This window comes from Rhodococcus sp. NPDC049939, assembly GCF_040656415.1.
Lineage (GTDB): Bacteria > Actinomycetota > Actinomycetes > Mycobacteriales > Mycobacteriaceae > Rhodococcus_F.
This window is the reverse complement of the sequence record NZ_JBFAMC010000001.1, coordinates 562,231-579,230: the sequence shown is the minus strand read 5'-3', so window position 1 is coordinate 579,230 and position 17,000 is coordinate 562,231. Positions and strand designations below refer to the sequence as shown.

The 17,000-nt window shown below is 63.2% G+C and carries 16 protein-coding genes; 8 read left to right on the top strand and 8 right to left on the bottom strand.

Annotated elements, in window-relative coordinates:
- Positions 1 to 32: 32 nt before the first annotated feature.
- The 3 genes from AB0I57_RS02505 (at position 33) to AB0I57_RS02495 (ending at position 3,829) form a co-directional block, all read left to right on the top strand.
- Positions 33 to 884, top strand: a complete 852-nt coding sequence (locus tag AB0I57_RS02505; RefSeq protein ID WP_358329356.1) for an SDR family oxidoreductase — start codon at positions 33 to 35, stop codon at positions 882 to 884.
- A gap of 111 nt (positions 885 to 995) precedes the next feature.
- Positions 996 to 2,555, top strand: a complete 1,560-nt coding sequence (gene metG, locus AB0I57_RS02500; protein ID WP_358329353.1) for a methionine--tRNA ligase — start codon at positions 996 to 998, stop codon at positions 2,553 to 2,555.
- A gap of 104 nt (positions 2,556 to 2,659) precedes the next feature.
- Positions 2,660 to 3,829, top strand: a complete 1,170-nt coding sequence (locus tag AB0I57_RS02495) for a DUF2786 domain-containing protein (RefSeq protein WP_358329350.1) — start codon at positions 2,660 to 2,662, stop codon at positions 3,827 to 3,829.
- On the opposite strand, the gene rsmI is transcribed toward AB0I57_RS02495, so the two are convergent.
- Positions 3,826 to 4,677, bottom strand: a complete 852-nt coding sequence (gene rsmI / locus AB0I57_RS02490; RefSeq protein ID WP_358329347.1) for a 16S rRNA (cytidine(1402)-2'-O)-methyltransferase — start codon at positions 4,675 to 4,677, stop codon at positions 3,826 to 3,828. The two genes, AB0I57_RS02495 and rsmI, sit on opposite strands and share 4 nt — an antisense overlap.
- Before the next feature lie 74 nt (positions 4,678 to 4,751).
- On the opposite strand from rsmI, the gene AB0I57_RS02485 reads away from it, so the two are divergent.
- Positions 4,752 to 6,263, top strand: coding sequence for a phospholipid carrier-dependent glycosyltransferase (locus tag AB0I57_RS02485; RefSeq protein WP_358333061.1), 1,512 nt, complete (start codon positions 4,752 to 4,754; stop codon positions 6,261 to 6,263).
- Between the two features lie 86 nt (positions 6,264 to 6,349).
- Here AB0I57_RS02485 and AB0I57_RS02480 read toward each other — a convergent pair whose 3' ends face one another.
- The 4 genes from AB0I57_RS02480 to AB0I57_RS02465 form a co-directional block, all read right to left on the bottom strand.
- Complete coding sequence (locus tag AB0I57_RS02480) at positions 6,350 to 7,972, bottom strand: BCCT family transporter (RefSeq protein WP_358329344.1); 1,623 nt, start codon at positions 7,970 to 7,972, stop codon at positions 6,350 to 6,352.
- Positions 7,973 to 8,055: 83 nt separating this feature from the next.
- Positions 8,056 to 8,487, bottom strand: coding sequence for a DoxX family protein (locus tag AB0I57_RS02475; protein ID WP_358329340.1), 432 nt, complete (start codon positions 8,485 to 8,487; stop codon positions 8,056 to 8,058).
- Positions 8,488 to 8,545: 58 nt separating this feature from the next.
- Positions 8,546 to 8,920 (bottom strand): GntR family transcriptional regulator, encoded by a 375-nt coding sequence (locus AB0I57_RS02470; protein ID WP_358329337.1) that lies wholly within the window; start codon positions 8,918 to 8,920, stop codon positions 8,546 to 8,548.
- 84 nt (positions 8,921 to 9,004) lie between these two features.
- On the bottom strand, positions 9,005 to 9,688 hold the full coding sequence (locus AB0I57_RS02465) for an NAD(P)H-binding protein (protein WP_358329334.1): 684 nt from the start codon (positions 9,686 to 9,688) through the stop codon (positions 9,005 to 9,007).
- Between the two features lie 85 nt (positions 9,689 to 9,773).
- On the opposite strand from AB0I57_RS02465, the gene arsC reads away from it, so the two are divergent.
- A complete protein-coding gene (arsC, locus tag AB0I57_RS02460) occupies positions 9,774 to 10,130 on the top strand; it encodes an arsenate reductase (glutaredoxin) (protein ID WP_358329331.1) in 357 nt (118 codons plus the stop codon).
- A 171-nt stretch (positions 10,131 to 10,301) separates the two neighbouring features.
- Here the strand turns inward: arsC and arcA are convergent, their stop codons facing one another.
- Positions 10,302 to 11,519 (bottom strand): arginine deiminase, encoded by a 1,218-nt coding sequence (gene arcA, locus AB0I57_RS02455; RefSeq protein ID WP_358329328.1) that lies wholly within the window; start codon positions 11,517 to 11,519, stop codon positions 10,302 to 10,304.
- Between the two features lie 107 nt (positions 11,520 to 11,626).
- On the opposite strand from arcA, the gene AB0I57_RS02450 reads away from it, so the two are divergent.
- Positions 11,627 to 12,151, top strand: coding sequence for an FABP family protein (locus AB0I57_RS02450; RefSeq protein WP_358329325.1), 525 nt, complete (start codon positions 11,627 to 11,629; stop codon positions 12,149 to 12,151).
- Between the two features lie 3 nt (positions 12,152 to 12,154).
- Here AB0I57_RS02450 and AB0I57_RS02445 read toward each other — a convergent pair whose 3' ends face one another.
- Positions 12,155 to 12,652: a DUF2505 domain-containing protein gene (locus AB0I57_RS02445; RefSeq protein WP_358329322.1), complete on the bottom strand. Its 498-nt coding sequence runs from the start codon at positions 12,650 to 12,652 to the stop codon at positions 12,155 to 12,157.
- Between the two features lie 67 nt (positions 12,653 to 12,719).
- Complete coding sequence (locus tag AB0I57_RS02440) at positions 12,720 to 13,145, bottom strand: GNAT family N-acetyltransferase (RefSeq protein WP_358329319.1); 426 nt, start codon at positions 13,143 to 13,145, stop codon at positions 12,720 to 12,722.
- Between the two features lie 125 nt (positions 13,146 to 13,270).
- Here AB0I57_RS02440 and AB0I57_RS02435 point away from each other — a divergent pair, with 125 nt between their 5' ends.
- Positions 13,271 to 14,725 carry a wax ester/triacylglycerol synthase domain-containing protein gene (locus AB0I57_RS02435; RefSeq protein ID WP_358329316.1) on the top strand — a complete coding sequence of 485 codons (1,455 nt, stop codon included), beginning with the start codon at positions 13,271 to 13,273 and terminating at the stop codon, positions 14,723 to 14,725.
- Entirely contained in the window at positions 14,718 to 17,000 is a 2,283-nt protein-coding gene (locus tag AB0I57_RS02430; RefSeq protein WP_358329313.1) for a glycerol-3-phosphate 1-O-acyltransferase, read from the top strand. Before AB0I57_RS02435 ends, AB0I57_RS02430 begins: the two co-directional genes overlap by 8 nt.

Genomic DNA, 17,000 nt, shown 5'->3' with positions numbered 1-17,000 from the left:
AAGTTCGCCCACAACCGGAGGGAGCCCAACTGATGACGTCGAACTCGTTGAACGGCCTTGTGATCGCTGTGACCGGCGGCGCGCGGGGGATCGGGCAAGAGATCGCTCGACATCTCACCGAAGCCGGCGCCAAGGTTGCGATCGGCGACCTGGACGGCGCCGAAGCACGCCGGACCGCAGAAGAACTCGGCCGACTCGGCGGCACAGCGCAGGGCCTGGATCTGGACGTGACGGACACCGGATCGTTCTCCGACTTCCTGGCCTCGGTCGAGGATCGTTGGGGCGCAATCGACGTGCTCGTGAACAATGCGGGCGTCATGCGGGTCGGCAGCTTCGACGAAGAACCAGAGTCTGCCACCGACCGGCAACTCGCCGTCAATCTGCACGGAGTGATCCGTGGAGTGAAACTCGCTGCACCCGCAATGCGCGACCGCGGACGCGGCCACATAGTCACTGTTGCGTCGGCGGCATCGAAGGTCGCGCCGCCCGGCGAGTCCACGTATGCCGCTACCAAACACGGAGTCCTCGGCTACCTGACTGCTGTCAGGGAGGAACTACACCGGTCGGGAGTGCAGATCTCGGTCATCATGCCCGGCGTCGTCGACACGGAACTCGCGGCGGGCACGGCGACGGGTGCGGCAAAACTCCTTACTCCGGCCGACGTCGCGAAGGCAGTGGTCGGAGTGATTCGACGCCCGCGCTTCGAAGTCACCATTCCCGGCTACATCGGACCGCTGACCCGTCTGGTCTCGCTGCTTCCGCCGTTCATCCGCGACGCCGTGGTCCGCAAGCTCGTCCCCGACCAGGTAGCGGCCGCCGACAAGGCCGTCCGCGCGCAGTACGAATCCCGAGCGGTTACCGGCGAGACCGGAGCCGATCAGTGACGACGTTGCCGCCATGGCAGCGGGTTGGCACGTTCGGACACGATTCGACAGTTTCGATAACGCCGATCTGCGCGTCGCGAAGCCGGGGCGCGCAGATAGAGTAGGCAAATCATGAATGCTGCTGATCCCTCCGCCTCGCGGCCACCCTTCTATCTGACGACGGCGATCGCGTACCCCAACAGCGTCCCGCACATCGGCCACGCCTACGAGTACATCTCCGCCGACGCCCTGGCCCGGTTCAAGCGCCTGGATGGCTTCGACGTGTTCTTCCTGACCGGGACCGACGAGCACGGACTGAAGATGCAGCAGACCGCGGCCAAGGAGGGCGTCGACGTCCGCGAACTCGCGGCGCGCAACTCCGACGTTTTCGAGGCGATGGACAAGGCCTTGAACATCTCCTTCGACCGGTTCATCCGCACGACGGACGCCGATCACGAGGAAGCCAGCAAGGCGATCTGGCAGAGAATGCTCGACAACGGCGACATCTACCTCGACACCTACTCGGGTTGGTACTCGGTCCGGGACGAGGCCTTCTATACCGAGGCCGAGACGACACTGGCCGAGGACGGCTCACGACTGGCCACCGAGACGGGCACGCCCGTCGAATGGACGGAGGAGTCCACCTACTTCTTCAAGCTGTCCGAGTACCAGGACAAGCTGCTGAGACTGTACGAGGAGAACCCCGAGTTCATCGCGCCCGCGACCCGCCGCAACGAGATCGTCAGCTTCGTCAAGGGCGGCCTCAAGGATCTGTCGATCTCGCGTACAACCTTCGACTGGGGTGTCGAGGTCCCCGGCCACCCCGAACACGTCATGTACGTGTGGGTGGACGCGCTCACCAACTACCTCACCGGCGCCGGATACCCGAACACCGAGTCCGAGCAGTTCCGCAAGTTCTGGCCGGCGAACGTGCACATCATCGGCAAGGACATCACCCGGTTCCACACGGTGTTCTGGCCCGCGTTCCTGATGTCGGCAGGCATCGAGTTGCCCGAGCGCGTCTTCGTGCACGGGTTCCTCTACAACAGGGGCGAGAAGATGTCGAAGTCGGTCGGCAACGTGGTCGACCCGGTCGCGATGGTCGAGCAGTACGGTCTCGACGCAGTCCGCTTCTTCCTGCTCCGCGAGATCTCGTACGGCCAGGACGGCAGCTACAGCCACGAGGCCATCGTCACCCGGATCAACGCCGACCTCGCGAACGAACTCGGCAATCTCGCCCAGCGGTCGCTGTCGATGGTCGCGAAGAACTGCGACGCCAAGGTCCCCGCTCCCGGCGACCTCAGCGAGGACGACAATGCGCTGCTGGCGCAAGCCGATGCGTTGCCGGCCCGGGTCCGCGCCGAATTCGACGTCCAGGCATTGCATCTCGGGCTGGAAGCAATCTGGTCGGTTCTCGGCGAGACGAACCGGTACTTCTCCAAGCAGGAACCCTGGGTCTTGCGGAAGACAGATCCCGAGCGGATGGGGACCGTGCTGTACGTCACGCTCGAAGTGGTGCGGATCGTGAGCATCCTCGTACAGCCGGTGATGCCGGATGCGGCGAACAAACTCCTCGATCTCCTCGGCCAGGATCCCGGGTCACGCCAATTCAGCGACCTCGCCACCCGAATCGTCGCGGGGACCCCGCTACCCGCACCTTCGGGCGTTTTCCCTCGGTACGTAGAGGAGTGACCACATGCGGGGTCGGTGTTGTCGTACCCCGCATACACACTGCCTATGACACCGGGGGAACATCCCTTCGGTCACACGCGAGTGGGTTCGGGAACGGAGCGCACGTGTTCGACGACGAAGCAGACCTTCGGCCAGCCTCCACGGTGCACATCCTCGTGGGCGAGTTGTCCTCCGCATACGAGCGCGGTTGGCAACCCGCCGACATCGTGCATCTGGCGCGGCGGTCCAGGGAACCATCGGACGCACCTCTAGCGGCGACACTCGTTCTGTACGAATCCCGACGGACGCGCGCCGAGCACCGCGCACCACGAGACTGGGTCGATCAACTCCGCACCATCGGCGAGCAGTATCCGGCAGCGAACCGCCTTGCCCGGCGGTGTCCGGCAGAAGAGGCCGACTTCCGCACTCTCGCCGCCGGGCTGATGTACGAAGACCCGTTCCATCCCGTCCAACAATTCACCGATCTATCCCTGACTTGGACGAACCTGCCCGGATGGACCATGCTCACCCCACCGCCCTCGACATGGCCGAGCGTCCGCATCGTCGACGGTGTCGCAGAGTCTGCCACTCGAGTAGATACGAAGGTACTCAACAGAATCCGCGGACTTCTCGCCAAAGCCGAGGCCACCGACTTCGCCGAGGAAGCGGAGATCTTCACCTCGAAGGCCCAAGAGTTGATGACGCGCTACGCGATCACCGCCACCCTTCTCCACAAGGGGAGCGGGATGGGTGACACACCGGTGCACAGTCGTCGCATCCACTTGGAGAATCCTTACCTCAAGGAGAAGGTGCACCTTCTCACCGAGATAGGCGACGCCAACCAGGTACGCACCGTGTGGTTCAGCTCCCTCGCCATCGCCACTGTGGTCGGGACGCCCCTTGCGCTCCAGCAGGTCGACCTGCTTTTCACATCGCTTCTCGTGCAGGCCACGCATGCAATGCAACTCGAGGATGCCGACAGCCGGGGCGGGTCACACACCACATCCTTCCGCAAGGGCTTCCTCGCGGGCTTCGCCAGCCGCATCGGCCAACGCCTTCGCGACGCAGACAGCCGGGCCATGGCTGATGCTGCGGACGAGGCGTCGATCCGGGTCCAGGACCTCCTGCCGATCCTGGCCCGCAGGTCAGAGGCAGTCGATTCCGAGTTCGAGCGTCTGTTCCCGAACACCCGCAAGTCACGCCGCAAAGCCGTCGACGTCAACGGCTGGTATGCCGGACAGTCGGCGGCGGACGCCGCATCACTGGCCCCCGGGGAGCGTGCCCTGCGGCGTTAGCCGCTCGACTCTTCAGAGTTGGCCTTTCGCGACGCCAGCACCGTTTCGTAGAGTTTCCGCTTCGGCACACCCGCCGTGGCGACGAGCGCGCACGCGTCCTTCAGCCGCGTTCCCTCGTCGACAAGGCGTTCGACCTCCTCGACGAGGTCGGCCGGATCAGATGCCACCGGACTGGAACCCTCGAGTACCACCGTTATCTCGCCACGAACACCGTCCTCGGCCCAGTCAGCGAGTTCAGCGAGTGTGCCGCGCCGCACTTCCTCGTAGGTCTTGGTCAGTTCGCGGCACACGGCGGCACGCCGCGTGCCGCCGAGCACGTCCACGGCATCGGCCAGGCATTCCGGCAGACGGTGCGGAGCCTCGAAGAACACACATGCCCGCGGTTCGGTCTTCAGCTCCCCCAGCCAGGTCTTGCGCTGACCCCGTTTCCGGGGTGCGAAGCCGTCGAAACAGAACCGCTCGACCGGCAGCCCCGACAACGCAAGCGCCGTCGTCACCGCCGACGGTCCAGGCAGGCACGTGACCGCCAGATCCTCTGCGACACAAGCGGACACGAGCCGATATCCAGGGTCGCTGACCGATGGCATCCCGGCGTCGGTGACGAGGAGCACTGTCTTGCCGGATGCCACATCCGCGACGAGAGCGGGCAGCCTGGCGATCTCCACCTGGTCGTAGAAGCTGACGATCTTCCCGGTGATGGTTACGTCGAGCGCATTCGCCAGCGCCTTGGTGCGTCGGGTGTCTTCCGCCGCGACGATGTCAGCCGTTTCCAGCGCCTTTCGCAGCCTCGGTGAGGCGTCACCCACATCCCCCATCGGCGTTGCGGCTAGCACGAGACGACCGTTCATGACCCACAGCCTACGATCGTCGTGTGACGACGTGGACGGACGACCGACCGACGCCCTCCGCACGACAGCGGATCATGGTCAGTCCAGCTCCCTTGGTCCCGCCCCCCGACTACGGTCCCGTGGACCGAGCCCGAGGCTGGGTGGTGACGCTGTTCGTCACCGCGATCGCGGCGATAACCCGATTCGTGATGCTCGGCTACCCCACCGACGCGGGCACCCCGGTATTCGACGAGAAGCACTACGTGCCTCAGGCATGGCAAGTGCTGACCGGTGGGGAATGGATCGAGGACAACCCCGCCTACGGCCTGGTGGTGCATCCACCTATCGGCAAGCAGCTGATCGCGATCGGAGAGGCGATCTTCGGTTACAACGGCTGGGGCTGGCGATTCGCGTCCGCCGTTGCGGGAACGATCATGATCCTGCTGGTGATCCGCATAGTCAGGCGCCTTACCCGATCCACTTTGATCGGCGCCTTCGCGGGGATCCTGTTGATCGCCGACGGCGTCACTTTCGTCTCCTCGCGGCTGGGCATGCTCGACATCTTCCTGGCGCTCTTCGTCGTTGCCGCTCTCGGTTGCCTCGTCGTCGACCGTGACCAGATGCGAGAGCGCATGGCACGCGTCTACGCCGAAGGACGGATCGAGGACACCGATTGGGGGCCACGACTGGGCGTGCGGTGGTGGCGTTTCGGCGCCGGCATCATGCTCGGCCTGGCGTGCGCCACGAAGTGGTCGGGGCTGTACTTCATCGTGTTCTTCGGTCTGCTCAGCGTGGCGTTCGACTTGTCCGCCCGCCGCGCGTACGGGGTGCGGCGCCCGTGGTTCGGTACCGCTCTCCGGGACATCGGCCCTGCGTTGTACGCACTCGTCGTTGTTCCACTGTTCGTCTACCTCGCGAGCTACTGGCCGTGGTTCGCCAGTGAAACCAGCATCGACCGGTACGCGGTGGGAAATCAGATCGGCACGGGCGGTTTCTGGTCGTTCGTGCCCGGCGCATTGCGGTCACTGTGGTACTACAGCGGCAATGTCCTCGAATTCCACGAGGGTCTCACCAACTCGGCAGGCAACCATCACCCGTGGGAGTCCAAGCCGTGGACGTGGCCGATGGGCCTGCGCCCGATGTTGTATTACTTCGCCGAGGGTGAGCAAGTCACCGGCTGCAACGCATCCAGCTGCGTCAAGGCCATCATGCTCGTCGGGACGCCCGCAATGTGGTGGCTGGCGCTACCAATGCTCGCATGGGCCCTGTGGAGGGCCGTTGTGGGCAGGGATTGGCGCTACGCGACCGTCCTCACCGCGTACGGCGCCGGGTTTCTCCCGTGGCTGATCACCCTGGATCGTCAGATGTACTACTTCTATGCGGTGCCGATGGCACCGTTCATGGTGATGGGTTTCGCCCTGGTACTGCGCGATGTTCTGGGCAGTTCACGGGCGTCGTTCGAGCGGCGTGGCACCGGACTGCTTGCCGTCTGTCTCTACGTGGGTCTCGTCGTCGCCAATTTCGTCTGGCTGTGGCCGATACTCACAGCGCTCCCCATTACCCCGGAGACTTGGCAGCATCAACTGTGGCTTCCGAGTTGGCGCTGAGCGGTCGGCGCTGAGCCAGGAAGCACCAAGCCGCCCGGTCTGTAGGACACCGGGCGGCTTGCCGAATGAATTTCCAGTCGAACCCTCTAGCCGGACGACCTTTCCCGGCGACTCCGTGCCGCAGCTTCGCGAATCTTCTTTTCCTCCACGATCAGCGGATCGCTGGCGAGATCCTTGTAGAGAGACAGACACAGGCCGATCATGACGACGACGAACGGGGCCGCCGCAATGATCGTCATCGTCTGAAGTCCTGAGAGCGCAGCGCCGCCGCCGGTCCACAGGAGGAGTGCGGCCACCCCGCCGGTGAGCACACCCCAGAAGACAACCACCCAGCGCTGCGGGTCGAGGGCGCCACGTTGCGACAGCGTACCCATCACTACGGAAGCAGCGTCGGCGCCCGCGACGAAGAAGATCGCGACCAGCAGCATCACCAGGACCGAGGAGATGCCGGTGAGCGGTAGGTGCTCGAGCACCGCGAACAACTGCCCCTCAGTCGTACTCTGCCCGGCGATGTCGATTCCACCTCGTTGCTCATCGATGCCGGCACCGCCGAATATCGCGAACCAGAGGAGGCTGACAACGCTCGGAACCACGATTACGCCGACCACGAACTGCCTGATGCTCCGGCCGCGGCTGATGCGCGCCAGAAACAGCCCGACGAAGGGGGTCCACGAGATCCACCACGCCCAGTAGAAGATGGTCCACGAAGACAGCCATTCACCGGCCTCCGCGCTTCCTGTCGCTCCGCTACGCGCCGACATCTGCGCCAGTTCCGCAGTGTAGGCACCGATTGTCGTCGGCAGCAGGTTGAGGATCAGAACCGTCGGACCGAGGACGAACACGAACAGGGCGAGGGCCGCGGCAAGCACCATATTGATGTTGGAGAGCCACTGAATTCCCTTCGCGACACCAGATACCGCAGACGCGACGAAGGCCAGCGTGAGCAGGGCGACGATGGTGATCAGCAAAAAGGTTCCGGCTTGCGACAACCACCCGACGACCTCGAACCCCGACCCGATCTGTAGTACTCCGAGACCGAGCGATGCGGCGGTGCCGAACAAGGTCGCGAAGATCGCGAGCACGTCGATGAACTTGCCGAGCGGACCCTCGGCACGGCGTCCGAGTAGCGGAATGAACGTTGAGCTGAACAGTTGATTGCGGCCCTTGCGGTATGTTCCGTAAGCGATCGCCAGCCCTACGACTGCGTACATGGCCCATGGATGCAGACTCCAGTGGAACATGGTTGTGGCCATTGCAGTTCCGATACCGCCCTCGGTACCGGGAGGGGGAGAGACGTAGTGCGACAGCGGCTCGGCCACACCGTAGAACATGAGCCCGATGCCCATTCCGGCGCTGAACATCATTGCGATCCAGCTGACCGTCCGGAACTCGGGTCGCTCCCCGTCCTTTCCGAGCGGGATCCGCCCGAACTTGCTCACCGCGAGCCACAGTGAGAACAAGACGAAAGCACTCGCCGACAGGACGAACAGCCAACCCATATCGGTGACCAGCCAGTCGAGCGCCGTGCCTGCGGCGCTATCGAGGCTGTCGGGCGCCACCAAGCCCCAGACGACGAATGCCGAGACCGCGACGGCGGCGACGGAGAAGACGGCGTAATCGGTGCGATTACCGATCCTCGCACGCCCCCCGGCGACCGATGCGTCGGCAGACTCGGAATCTCTTGCCGGCAGATCAGTATTAGTTGCCATGTGCGACTACGTTGGTCAATCCTGAGGGTAAAAGCAAACCGAAGCGAAGCCACAGACTCGGCCAAATCTTCTTCGCGTCATCATTACGCTGCGGATTTGACCCATCCTGAACCCTTCCCGAGAAGACCGTCAACGCTGATCTTCCCGGCACCGACCGCGGCGATGAGCAATGATCCGACCCCCAGCGCGACGACGAGTTCATATCCGCCGTCTGTGACGAACACGCCGTTTTCCACGTGGACCAGCATCATCGCGCCGAGCATCACGAGGAACAGCAGGATTCCCGCAACCGGCGTCAGCACACCGACGAGAAGCGCAAATCCACCAACGAGTTCGATCACAGCAGCAGCGACTGCCGAAATCTCAGGAAATGGAATGCCCATCTGGGCGAACCCCTCCTGTGTTACCCGCACCCCGTTGTCGAAGAATTTCTGCCAGCCGTGCGCGATGAAGACGACTCCGAGTCCGATGCGCGCGATCAGGAGAGCTAGATTGCTAAAAAGTGGGGAACCCATACCGGGCACCTGCCTTCCGAAGAATCCTGCGAAATTGTATCTTCGGCCAGGTTCTACGTCATTCGGCACCCCGGAGAGCGGATCGCACGAAACCGAGTATTTCCTCGTCGGAAATCCCCACATGTCGCAGTTCACGCACATACATCGTCGCGGCTTTCTCCGCCCCGGTTCGGATCGGGTCCCCGCCCGCAGCAATGAAAGTGCCCTGCTTGCCGCGCGTTTCGATGACACCCTCTTCACCGAGTTCCCGATATGCCTTGGCAACTGTGTTCGGCGCAAGTCCCACCTCGACGGCAAGCGCACGAACGGTAGGGATCTTGGTTCCCGCGATCAACTGCCCGCTGCGTACCTGTTCGATGATCTGCAGGCGCAATTGGTCGAATGGGGCAGTCGACGAGTCGTGATCGATATCGATGTGCACGGCCGATGGCACCTCCTTGTTGCAGGCTCTGTATCAGACAGTAGTTCGCCGGGCAGCGGTGCGGCAATGGCTACAACGCTGCGACGGCAGCAGTGGCTACAACGCTGCAACCGCCTCCGCGACCGGCGTCGGTCCGGACGTGAGCATCAGCGTCTTGTGCGCAGTCTCCGGAGCGTCGAGCAGAGCCATGATCACAGCGGCCACGTCCGAGCGGGTTACGGAACCGGCTTCGAGCGGTGGTTCGGTAAGTGCGACACTCCCGGTCGGATCGTCGTCGATGAGAGTGCCGGGGCGCAGAATCGTCCAGTCGAGGTGCGTGCGAACCCGAAGATCCTCCTCCGCAGATGTCTTTGCTGCAAGGTAAGCGGCAAAGACATCGTCCATTCCGTCCGGGATCGGTTCCCCCGCGCCGAAACTACTGACCTGGACGAAACGGCGTACACCTGCGGATTCGGCGGCATCGGCGAAGAGGACTGCCGCCCCTCGATCGACGGTGTCCTTGCGCTCCGCACCACTGCCGGGTCCCGCACCTGCGGCGAACACTGCGGCGTCGGCACCGACAAGTGCCTGAGCAACTTCGTCGACACCGACCGACTCGAGATCGAGCAGCAACGGTTCGGCACCTAGCGCGGCGACTTCCTCTTCATGGTCCGGATTGCGGATCAGCGCGACAGCCCGGTCGCCGCGAGCGCTCAGCAGCTTGATCAGTTTGCGGGCGATCTTCCCGTGCCCTCCCGCAATAACGATGCGGCGCGCGGTGTTCGTCGTTTGCTCGGCCATGATCGATCTCCCTGTATCGTCCCGATTTTGCTCTTGCCCGATACTGCAGCGTTCCCGCAGGCGCATTTGTTCCACTGGTGCCAGAATGTCGGGCATGGCCAACAGCGCAACCATCTATCACAACCAGCGATGCAACACGTCTCGAACCGTCCTCGGATTGATTCGGGACGCGGGCATCGAGCCAACGATCGTGAAGTATCTCGAAACTCCTCCGTCCAAGGACGGATTGCGGAAACTTCTCGACGATGCCGGGTTGAAGCCCAGCGAGGCGATCCGCAAGAGGGAGGCCGCCTACAAGGAACTCGGGCTCGCGCAAGCATCCGAGGACGAACTGCTGAAGGCGATGGTGGACAATCCCATTCTCATCGAGCGGCCGATCGTGGTGACGGACAAGGGCACCGTCCTCGCACGCCCGGCCACACGGGTAGGCGAAGTCCTCTAGCGCGGCGCGCCTGAAGTTCCCGAGCGGTTCAGGAGCCTGCAGACAGACCACGGCACTGCAACCGAAACCAATTGAGTGTCAATGCCCCCTGATCGTAGGACCCCCGTCGAAGATCGCCGGCCGCTCCTCACGCAACGCTCCGATACCGGGGACGAAGAACCGGCGACCGCTCTACAGCGAGTCTCGGGCGACCGGGCAGGACATGCAGCGGGGGCCGCCTCGCCCGGAACCGAGTTCCGACCCTGCGATCCGAAGCACCTCGATGCCCGACGCCTCGAGTCGGGCATTGGTCTCGACGTTGCGCTCATACGCAACGACGACACCTGGTGCGAGCGCGAGCGTGTTGTTCCCGTCGTCCCACTGCTCGCGTTCGGCAGTGACATTGTCGAGGCCAGTATCGATAACGCGCAGCTTGCCGATGCCCATTGCTTCGGCCGCGGCCACCAGGAACGGCTCTGCTCCCCGGATCGACACGCCCTTGTCCTCGCGGTGAATGGTGAACGCCGACAGCGAGTCCTGGACCGCGGGATACATCACGACGGCATCCTGATCGACCATCGTGCACACGGTGTCGAGGTGCATCGAGGCTCTCGACTGCTCGATGGGCACTACAAGCACGGTGTGCGCCAACTCGTCCTCGAAGACGCTGCGCGCCAACGCCTCGGCACCCGCCGGGGTTGTACGCTCTCCCACCCCGACGGCAAGCACACCGGGAGCGAGAAGCAGGACGTCACCGCCTTCGACGGGGGCCGTGTGGGATTCGTAGGCTCGCCGGGCACCGCGGAAACGCGGATGGTGAGCGTAGATCATGTCCGTCAGCGACGTTTCACGGACCCGAGCGGGAAGCGCCAATGACGTTATGGCGACGCGCGGGCCGATCCAGAACGACGAGTCCCGAGTGAACAGCAGATTGGGTAGGGGGTCGATCACGAAGTCACCGCCATGATGCATGCGGCGAACCAGTGATGCCGTGGTGGCCGCGGCCGGAAGTTCGTCGAAGGTCATACCTGCTGTGAGGATGGTCGACAGTTCCTGTGCGGGAAGGCTCCGCAAGTGGGTGGCCAGTTCCGAAGCGAGAGCGTGGCCAAGTTTCCGGGGGTCTACGGCCGCCCCTATCCCCTGCATGCGGGCCGCCCCACTCGTACCGAGGGTCTCGGTGACCAGATCCGACAGCAGCAGCACCTCGACACCTCGGCTCCGCAGGACGTCGGCGAACGCATCGTGTTCTTCCTGCGCACGATCGACCCAGGGCAGTCCGTCGAAGAGCAGTTGGTCGTTGTTGCGGGGCGTCAACCGTTTCAGTTCGTCTCCGGGCCGATGCAAGAGTGCGGCGCGGAGCCGCCCAACTTCTGTATTGACCCCCAGTGGCGCCGATGCGGACACGTTCATGCTTTGAAGGTAATGCCGACCGGCACATCAGGCACGTACCAGAGCACCTCAATCGAAAGTGTCCACCAACGCCGCGGACGAGTACCGTGAATCCGCGGAGGTAACTCATGGATCAGAATCCTGGTAGCACACCGATGCACGCGACTGCGACGCCCGTTTCGGCTCTTCCGCCTCAACCCGAGGTGCCGGCTGCCCTGGTGCCGTTCGTTGGCCGCTGGCGCGGCGCGGGCGAGGGCGCCTACCCAACCATCGACGACTTCGCCTACACCGAAGAGATCGAACTCACGCCGACTGGCAAACCGTTCCTGGAGTACCGTTCCCGCACATGGGAGCTCGAGAGTCGTCGACCTCTGCATACCGAGTCGGGCTATCTCCGACTGGTCGCCGAGAACGAGGCCGAACTACTGATCGCCCAGCCCACCGGATTCACCGAGATCCATCGAGGTCAGATCCGCGACCGAACCATCGAACTGACCATGCTGGCGCTGAGCGCGTCACCGGACGCCAAGCCTGTGTACAGCGTTCGACGGCAACTGTCGGTGCGCGGGGGTGACCTCACCTACGACCTTTGGATGGCGCACGATCTGACGCCGCTCACCCACCATCTCCACGGACATCTCCGGCTCGGGTGACGATCAACTGTCGCCGAGTGCCTTCTCGATCGCAGCTCGGTCCTGCCCGATCATGTCGCCGACCAGCTTCCTGATCAGGGACTCGATCTGTCCACCCACCACCGGCACCTTTACCTCGACCGATCCAGCGACCTCGAGAACGGTGGCATCTTCGCCCGACGCGCGCAAGACCGAAGTGCACTGGATCTGCACCGGAATTCCGGTCGAGCTTCCGCTGATCCGACCATCTGCCCGGTCGCCGTCTAGGGCGTTCCACTCGTCGATGCGTTCGACCTTCAGCTCACCCGTCACGACTTTGCCGACGATTGCGGGGAGCGAGGAAGCCCCGATCGAGTCCCGCATGATCGCCGTCAGTGTTCCTGGTCCCCGACCGGAGTCGAGAGTGATTTTCTCCGGCGCCTTCTCGAACCGGTGTTGCCAGAATGCCGGGTCCGTCAGCGTCGCGTGCACCCGATCTACCGGGTATCCGATGTCTTCCGAGTATTCGAAACTCTTCGCCATGAAAGCAGCCTACGCAAACACGGTGTATGGTGCCCGGTTCGAGAAAGGGCTTCGCTGCACCAGGGAGTCAACGCCTCATGAGCAAATGGTCGATGCCCGCTTCGAGATAGTTGTCGCCTATTCTGCGAAACCCGAACCGCTCGTACCACTTCTCGAGGTAGGCCTGCGCGGAGATCTCGATCGGCCCCGGAAACTGCTCGAAGACGGCCTCGAGTAGCAGCCCCGCGAGGCCGCGGCGGCGGGCTTTCGCGGCCGTGGCCACGCGGCCGAGATGCAGCGTCGGTTCGTCCTCGAGTACACGCAAAGTTGCGAGGATCTCGCCATCCTCCTCAACCCAGAAAAGAGTGGTCGTGGGCTCGAGGTCTCGTCCGTCGAGTTCCGGTTCCGACACGATGCCCTGCTCGAAGACGAACACATCGGTGCGCAGCACCATGATCCTGTAGAGGGTCGCGGGATCGATCTTGTCGAGCGTCGAATGGTGAAGAGTCGGCATTGGACCAGCCTAGATAAATACTCCGGCATGCCAATCCGGCGGAAGCGCCGACGCGACCCGAGAGCCCGGTACACACTGTAGACGCAGCAGCTGAGGGCAACGCGAGAAATCGAATGAGGGTGGGCATGGCCGACTGCGAACCCCTGATACCGCCGAGCGCCGTTGACGTGGACTTTTCCGACCTCACGTGGGGGGCTGCCCGCACCATGTCCGACTTCGAGACCGGAATGTGGCGAATGGAGGAGGCGCAGCCCAGGCTGCGGTCCCCGATCGTCGCGGTCGAGGTGCTCGACAAGGCACCGGACTGGGATCGACTCGTACGCGCACACGAATGGGCGTCGCGCGTGGTGCCCCGAATCAGGATGCGCGTCGTGGAGCCGACACTCCGCCTGGGCAACCCGGTGTGGTCGGTGGACCCCGAATTCGATCTCGACTATCACCTTTCCAGGGTTCGACTGCCGGAACCCGCGACCTTCGACCATGCGCTGCGAATGTGTCGGCACATGGCGACAGAACCCTTCGATCGGGCACGGCCACCGTGGGCCGCGATGCTTATCGAAGGGCTGGCGGATGGCCGTGCCGTGTACGTGGTGAAGACCCACCACAGCATCACAGACGGTCTCGGCGGCATTCAGCTGATGACCTTGCTCCACAGCAGGCGTCCAGAACCGTCACCGAACAAGCCGGATCGCCCTGCACCGCTACCGGAGCAGATATCGAGCCGTGCCGCGTTGTTGGAGCAGGCGCTCAGCAGCGTGCGTGACGCTCCTGGCTTCCTCTGGGACCTGATCCGCGGCGTAGCGAGATCGGCGACGACGGTCGCGACCGATCCTGTGGGAACCGTCTCCGAAGTGGTCGACTACACGAATTCGATCCGCCGGGTGGTCACACCTCCCGAGACCACCGGTTCGCCGTTGCTGCGTAGCCGCGGGCTAGGTCGCTGGTTCGGCGTGCTCGAGGTAGGTCTTGACGAACTGCGAGCAGCCGCCCACAGCGTGGGCGCATCGCTCAACGACGCGTACGTCGCCGCCCTACTCGGCGGCTTCCGGCGCTACCACGAGTCGTTCGGTCACCAACTCGACACGATCTCGGTCGGCATGCCGGTGAGTCTACGATCCGTATCCGATCAGACCGGTGGCAACCGTTTCGCCGCAGCACGTTTCGCCGCACCAGCCGGAGAACACGACCCGATCGAGCGAATCAAGCAGGTTCGCGCAATCATTCTCGGGCTTCGCCAGGAGCCTGCGCTCGGACTACTCGATACCGTCGCTCCCCTCCTCGCGCGGATACCAGCAGTGGTGCTGGCGAATTGGTATCTCTCGCAATCGAGCGCGCTCGAGTTGCAGGCTAGCAACATCGCCGGTATTCCTATACCCGTGTATTTGGCCGGAGCCCGCATCGAACGAGTGTTTCCGTTCGGCCCAGCCCCCGGATGTGCGGTTATGGCCACACTGGTCTCCCACGTCGGTACCTGTTGCATCGGAGTCAATCTCGACACCGCGGCCGTCACCGAACCGGCGCGGTTCATGTCGTATCTGCAGGAGAGTCTCGACGAGATCGTCGCACTAGGACGTGGGTGAGAGGAGGGCGGACACTATGGAAGAAGAGAAGACACGGCCACGGGTATATCTCATCGAAACCATGACTGATGTGGAGGACGACGTCCTCCGCACCTGGCTGGAAGAGCAGGCAGGCGACACCGGACAGCCACCGCGGACCGTGCAGGTCACCGACGAGGCACTCGCCGATCTGGCACTGAGGAAAGATGATCCGTTGCTGACCCCACTGCGCGTGGTCTGGCTGCCGAGGGAACCTCGTCCCGATGGAGTGCAACAACTGCGGGAGACGCTGTCCCTGCGAGATCCGTTGCACCCGAACCAGACCACCCAGCGTAGGGTCATTCGGGACGACCCGTCCCGGTGCCAGGTACTCGAGGGAGACCCGGCTCCGCTGAGTGACCTCGAACGCCGACTCGTAGAGACAGGCGGCGGGTCACTTCCCGATTTCATACGTCGGCAAGCGGCTTTGACACTAGAGCGCGCTGAACGCACCCTTCTAGGCACCCAGTACAAGGTCTCGAAGTTCGTCGTCGACGAGATCACCGATTCCACTCGATATCAGTCCGGAACTCACGAGTTGTCCACGGAGTTGAATCTTCCCGTTGCGGATGTCGACCGCCGGGCACGCGCTGCATTGGACGAAATGGTCGCGGCGCAGAGCCGGCGAGCAATTGCAGTGTGGGACCAACTGGGCCGCTACTTCTCCCGTGCATACCGACTCGACGTCGACACCACCCGGCTCGATGAATTGCGGGAGTTGAACAAGGAGCACTCCCTCGTGTTCCTGCCCAGTCACCGCTCGTACTTGGATCCATTGGTGCTGCGGCCCGCCCTACTCGCCAACAACCTCCCGTTGAACCACGTAATGGGTGGTCTGAACATCAACATCTGGCCGATCGGTGCGATCGGGAAACGCAGCGGCACCGTCTTCATTCGCCGGAAGTTCGGCGACGACGAGGTCTACAAGTGGACGCTCCGCGAATACATGCGGTATCTGCTGACCAAGCGGTTCAACCTCGAGTGGTATATCGAAGGCGGACGAAGTCGTACGGGAAAGCTGCGGCCGCCACGGTTCGGCTTGCTCAACTACCTTGCTCAGGCTTTCCGGGAAAGTGGTGTGTCCGATGTCTATCTGGTCCCGGTGTCGTTGACGTACGACCAGCTCTACGAGGTCGAGGCGATGGCAGCCGAGGCACATGGCGAGGCCAAGAGTAAGGAAACTCTGCGCTGGCTCTTCGGATACGTTCGCGCGCAGGGGCGATGGCACGGTGTCGCACATGTCAATATCGGTAGGCCATTGTCACTGGCCGACTACCTCGGGCAAGGTGACGACCCACGACTGGCTGTGCAGAAGACAGCCTTCGAGGTGTGCCATCGCATCAACGAAGTCACCCCTGTCACAGCATCCTCGCTCGTCATGCTCGCCTTCCTCGGGATCGAGGATCGAGCACTCACCGTCTCCGAGATCAGCGGCATTCTCGGACCACTCGTCGAATACATCAAGGCGCGCTCGCTACCGACCGCCGGCGACGTCGATCTCACCGACCCGCAAGTGATCCGCAAGGCAGTGCGCACCCATCTCGACTCCGGGGTGCTGCGAAGCTTCGACCAGGGCAGTGAGCGTGTGTTCTACCTCGGACGAGATCAACATCTCGTCGCAGCGTTCTATCGCAACAACACAATTCATTTTCTGGTGATGCGGGCGATCGCGGAGATGGTGATACTGGTGGCCGGTGACAAACACTTCACCGACCCAGTCGACGACGGATTGGATGTGGCGCTGCGGATTCGCGACCTCCTCAAGTTCGAGTTCTTCTTCAGCGAGAAAGACAGTTTCCGCGACGAGCTACGGATCGAACTGAATCTGATCGATCCGATGTGGGAGACGAGCCTCTCTCACCGGAAACACGCCACAAACCTGTTGTCCGGGATGTCGATACACTTGGCTCACCGCGTACTGCAACCGTTCCTGGAGGCGTACGCGGTGGTCGCGAATCAACTCTTGCGCGCTCCGGTCGACCGCGAATTCGACGAGAAGGCATTCATGAAGTCGTGCCTCGCTCTCGCCGAACAGCAGCGCCTACGGCAACAAATCGGTAGCAGTGAGTCCATTTCTGCCGAACTCTTTTCGACAGCATTGAAATTGGCACGAAACCGTGGCTTGGTGGAACCGAATACCGAGAACCTCGAGGCCCGAAGGGCAGAGTTCGCCGAGGAGATCGAGCAACTGGTCAACCAGGTAGTCCGTATCCGGGCAATCGCACACGAACATCTCGACCAGATGGGGGGTAGATGA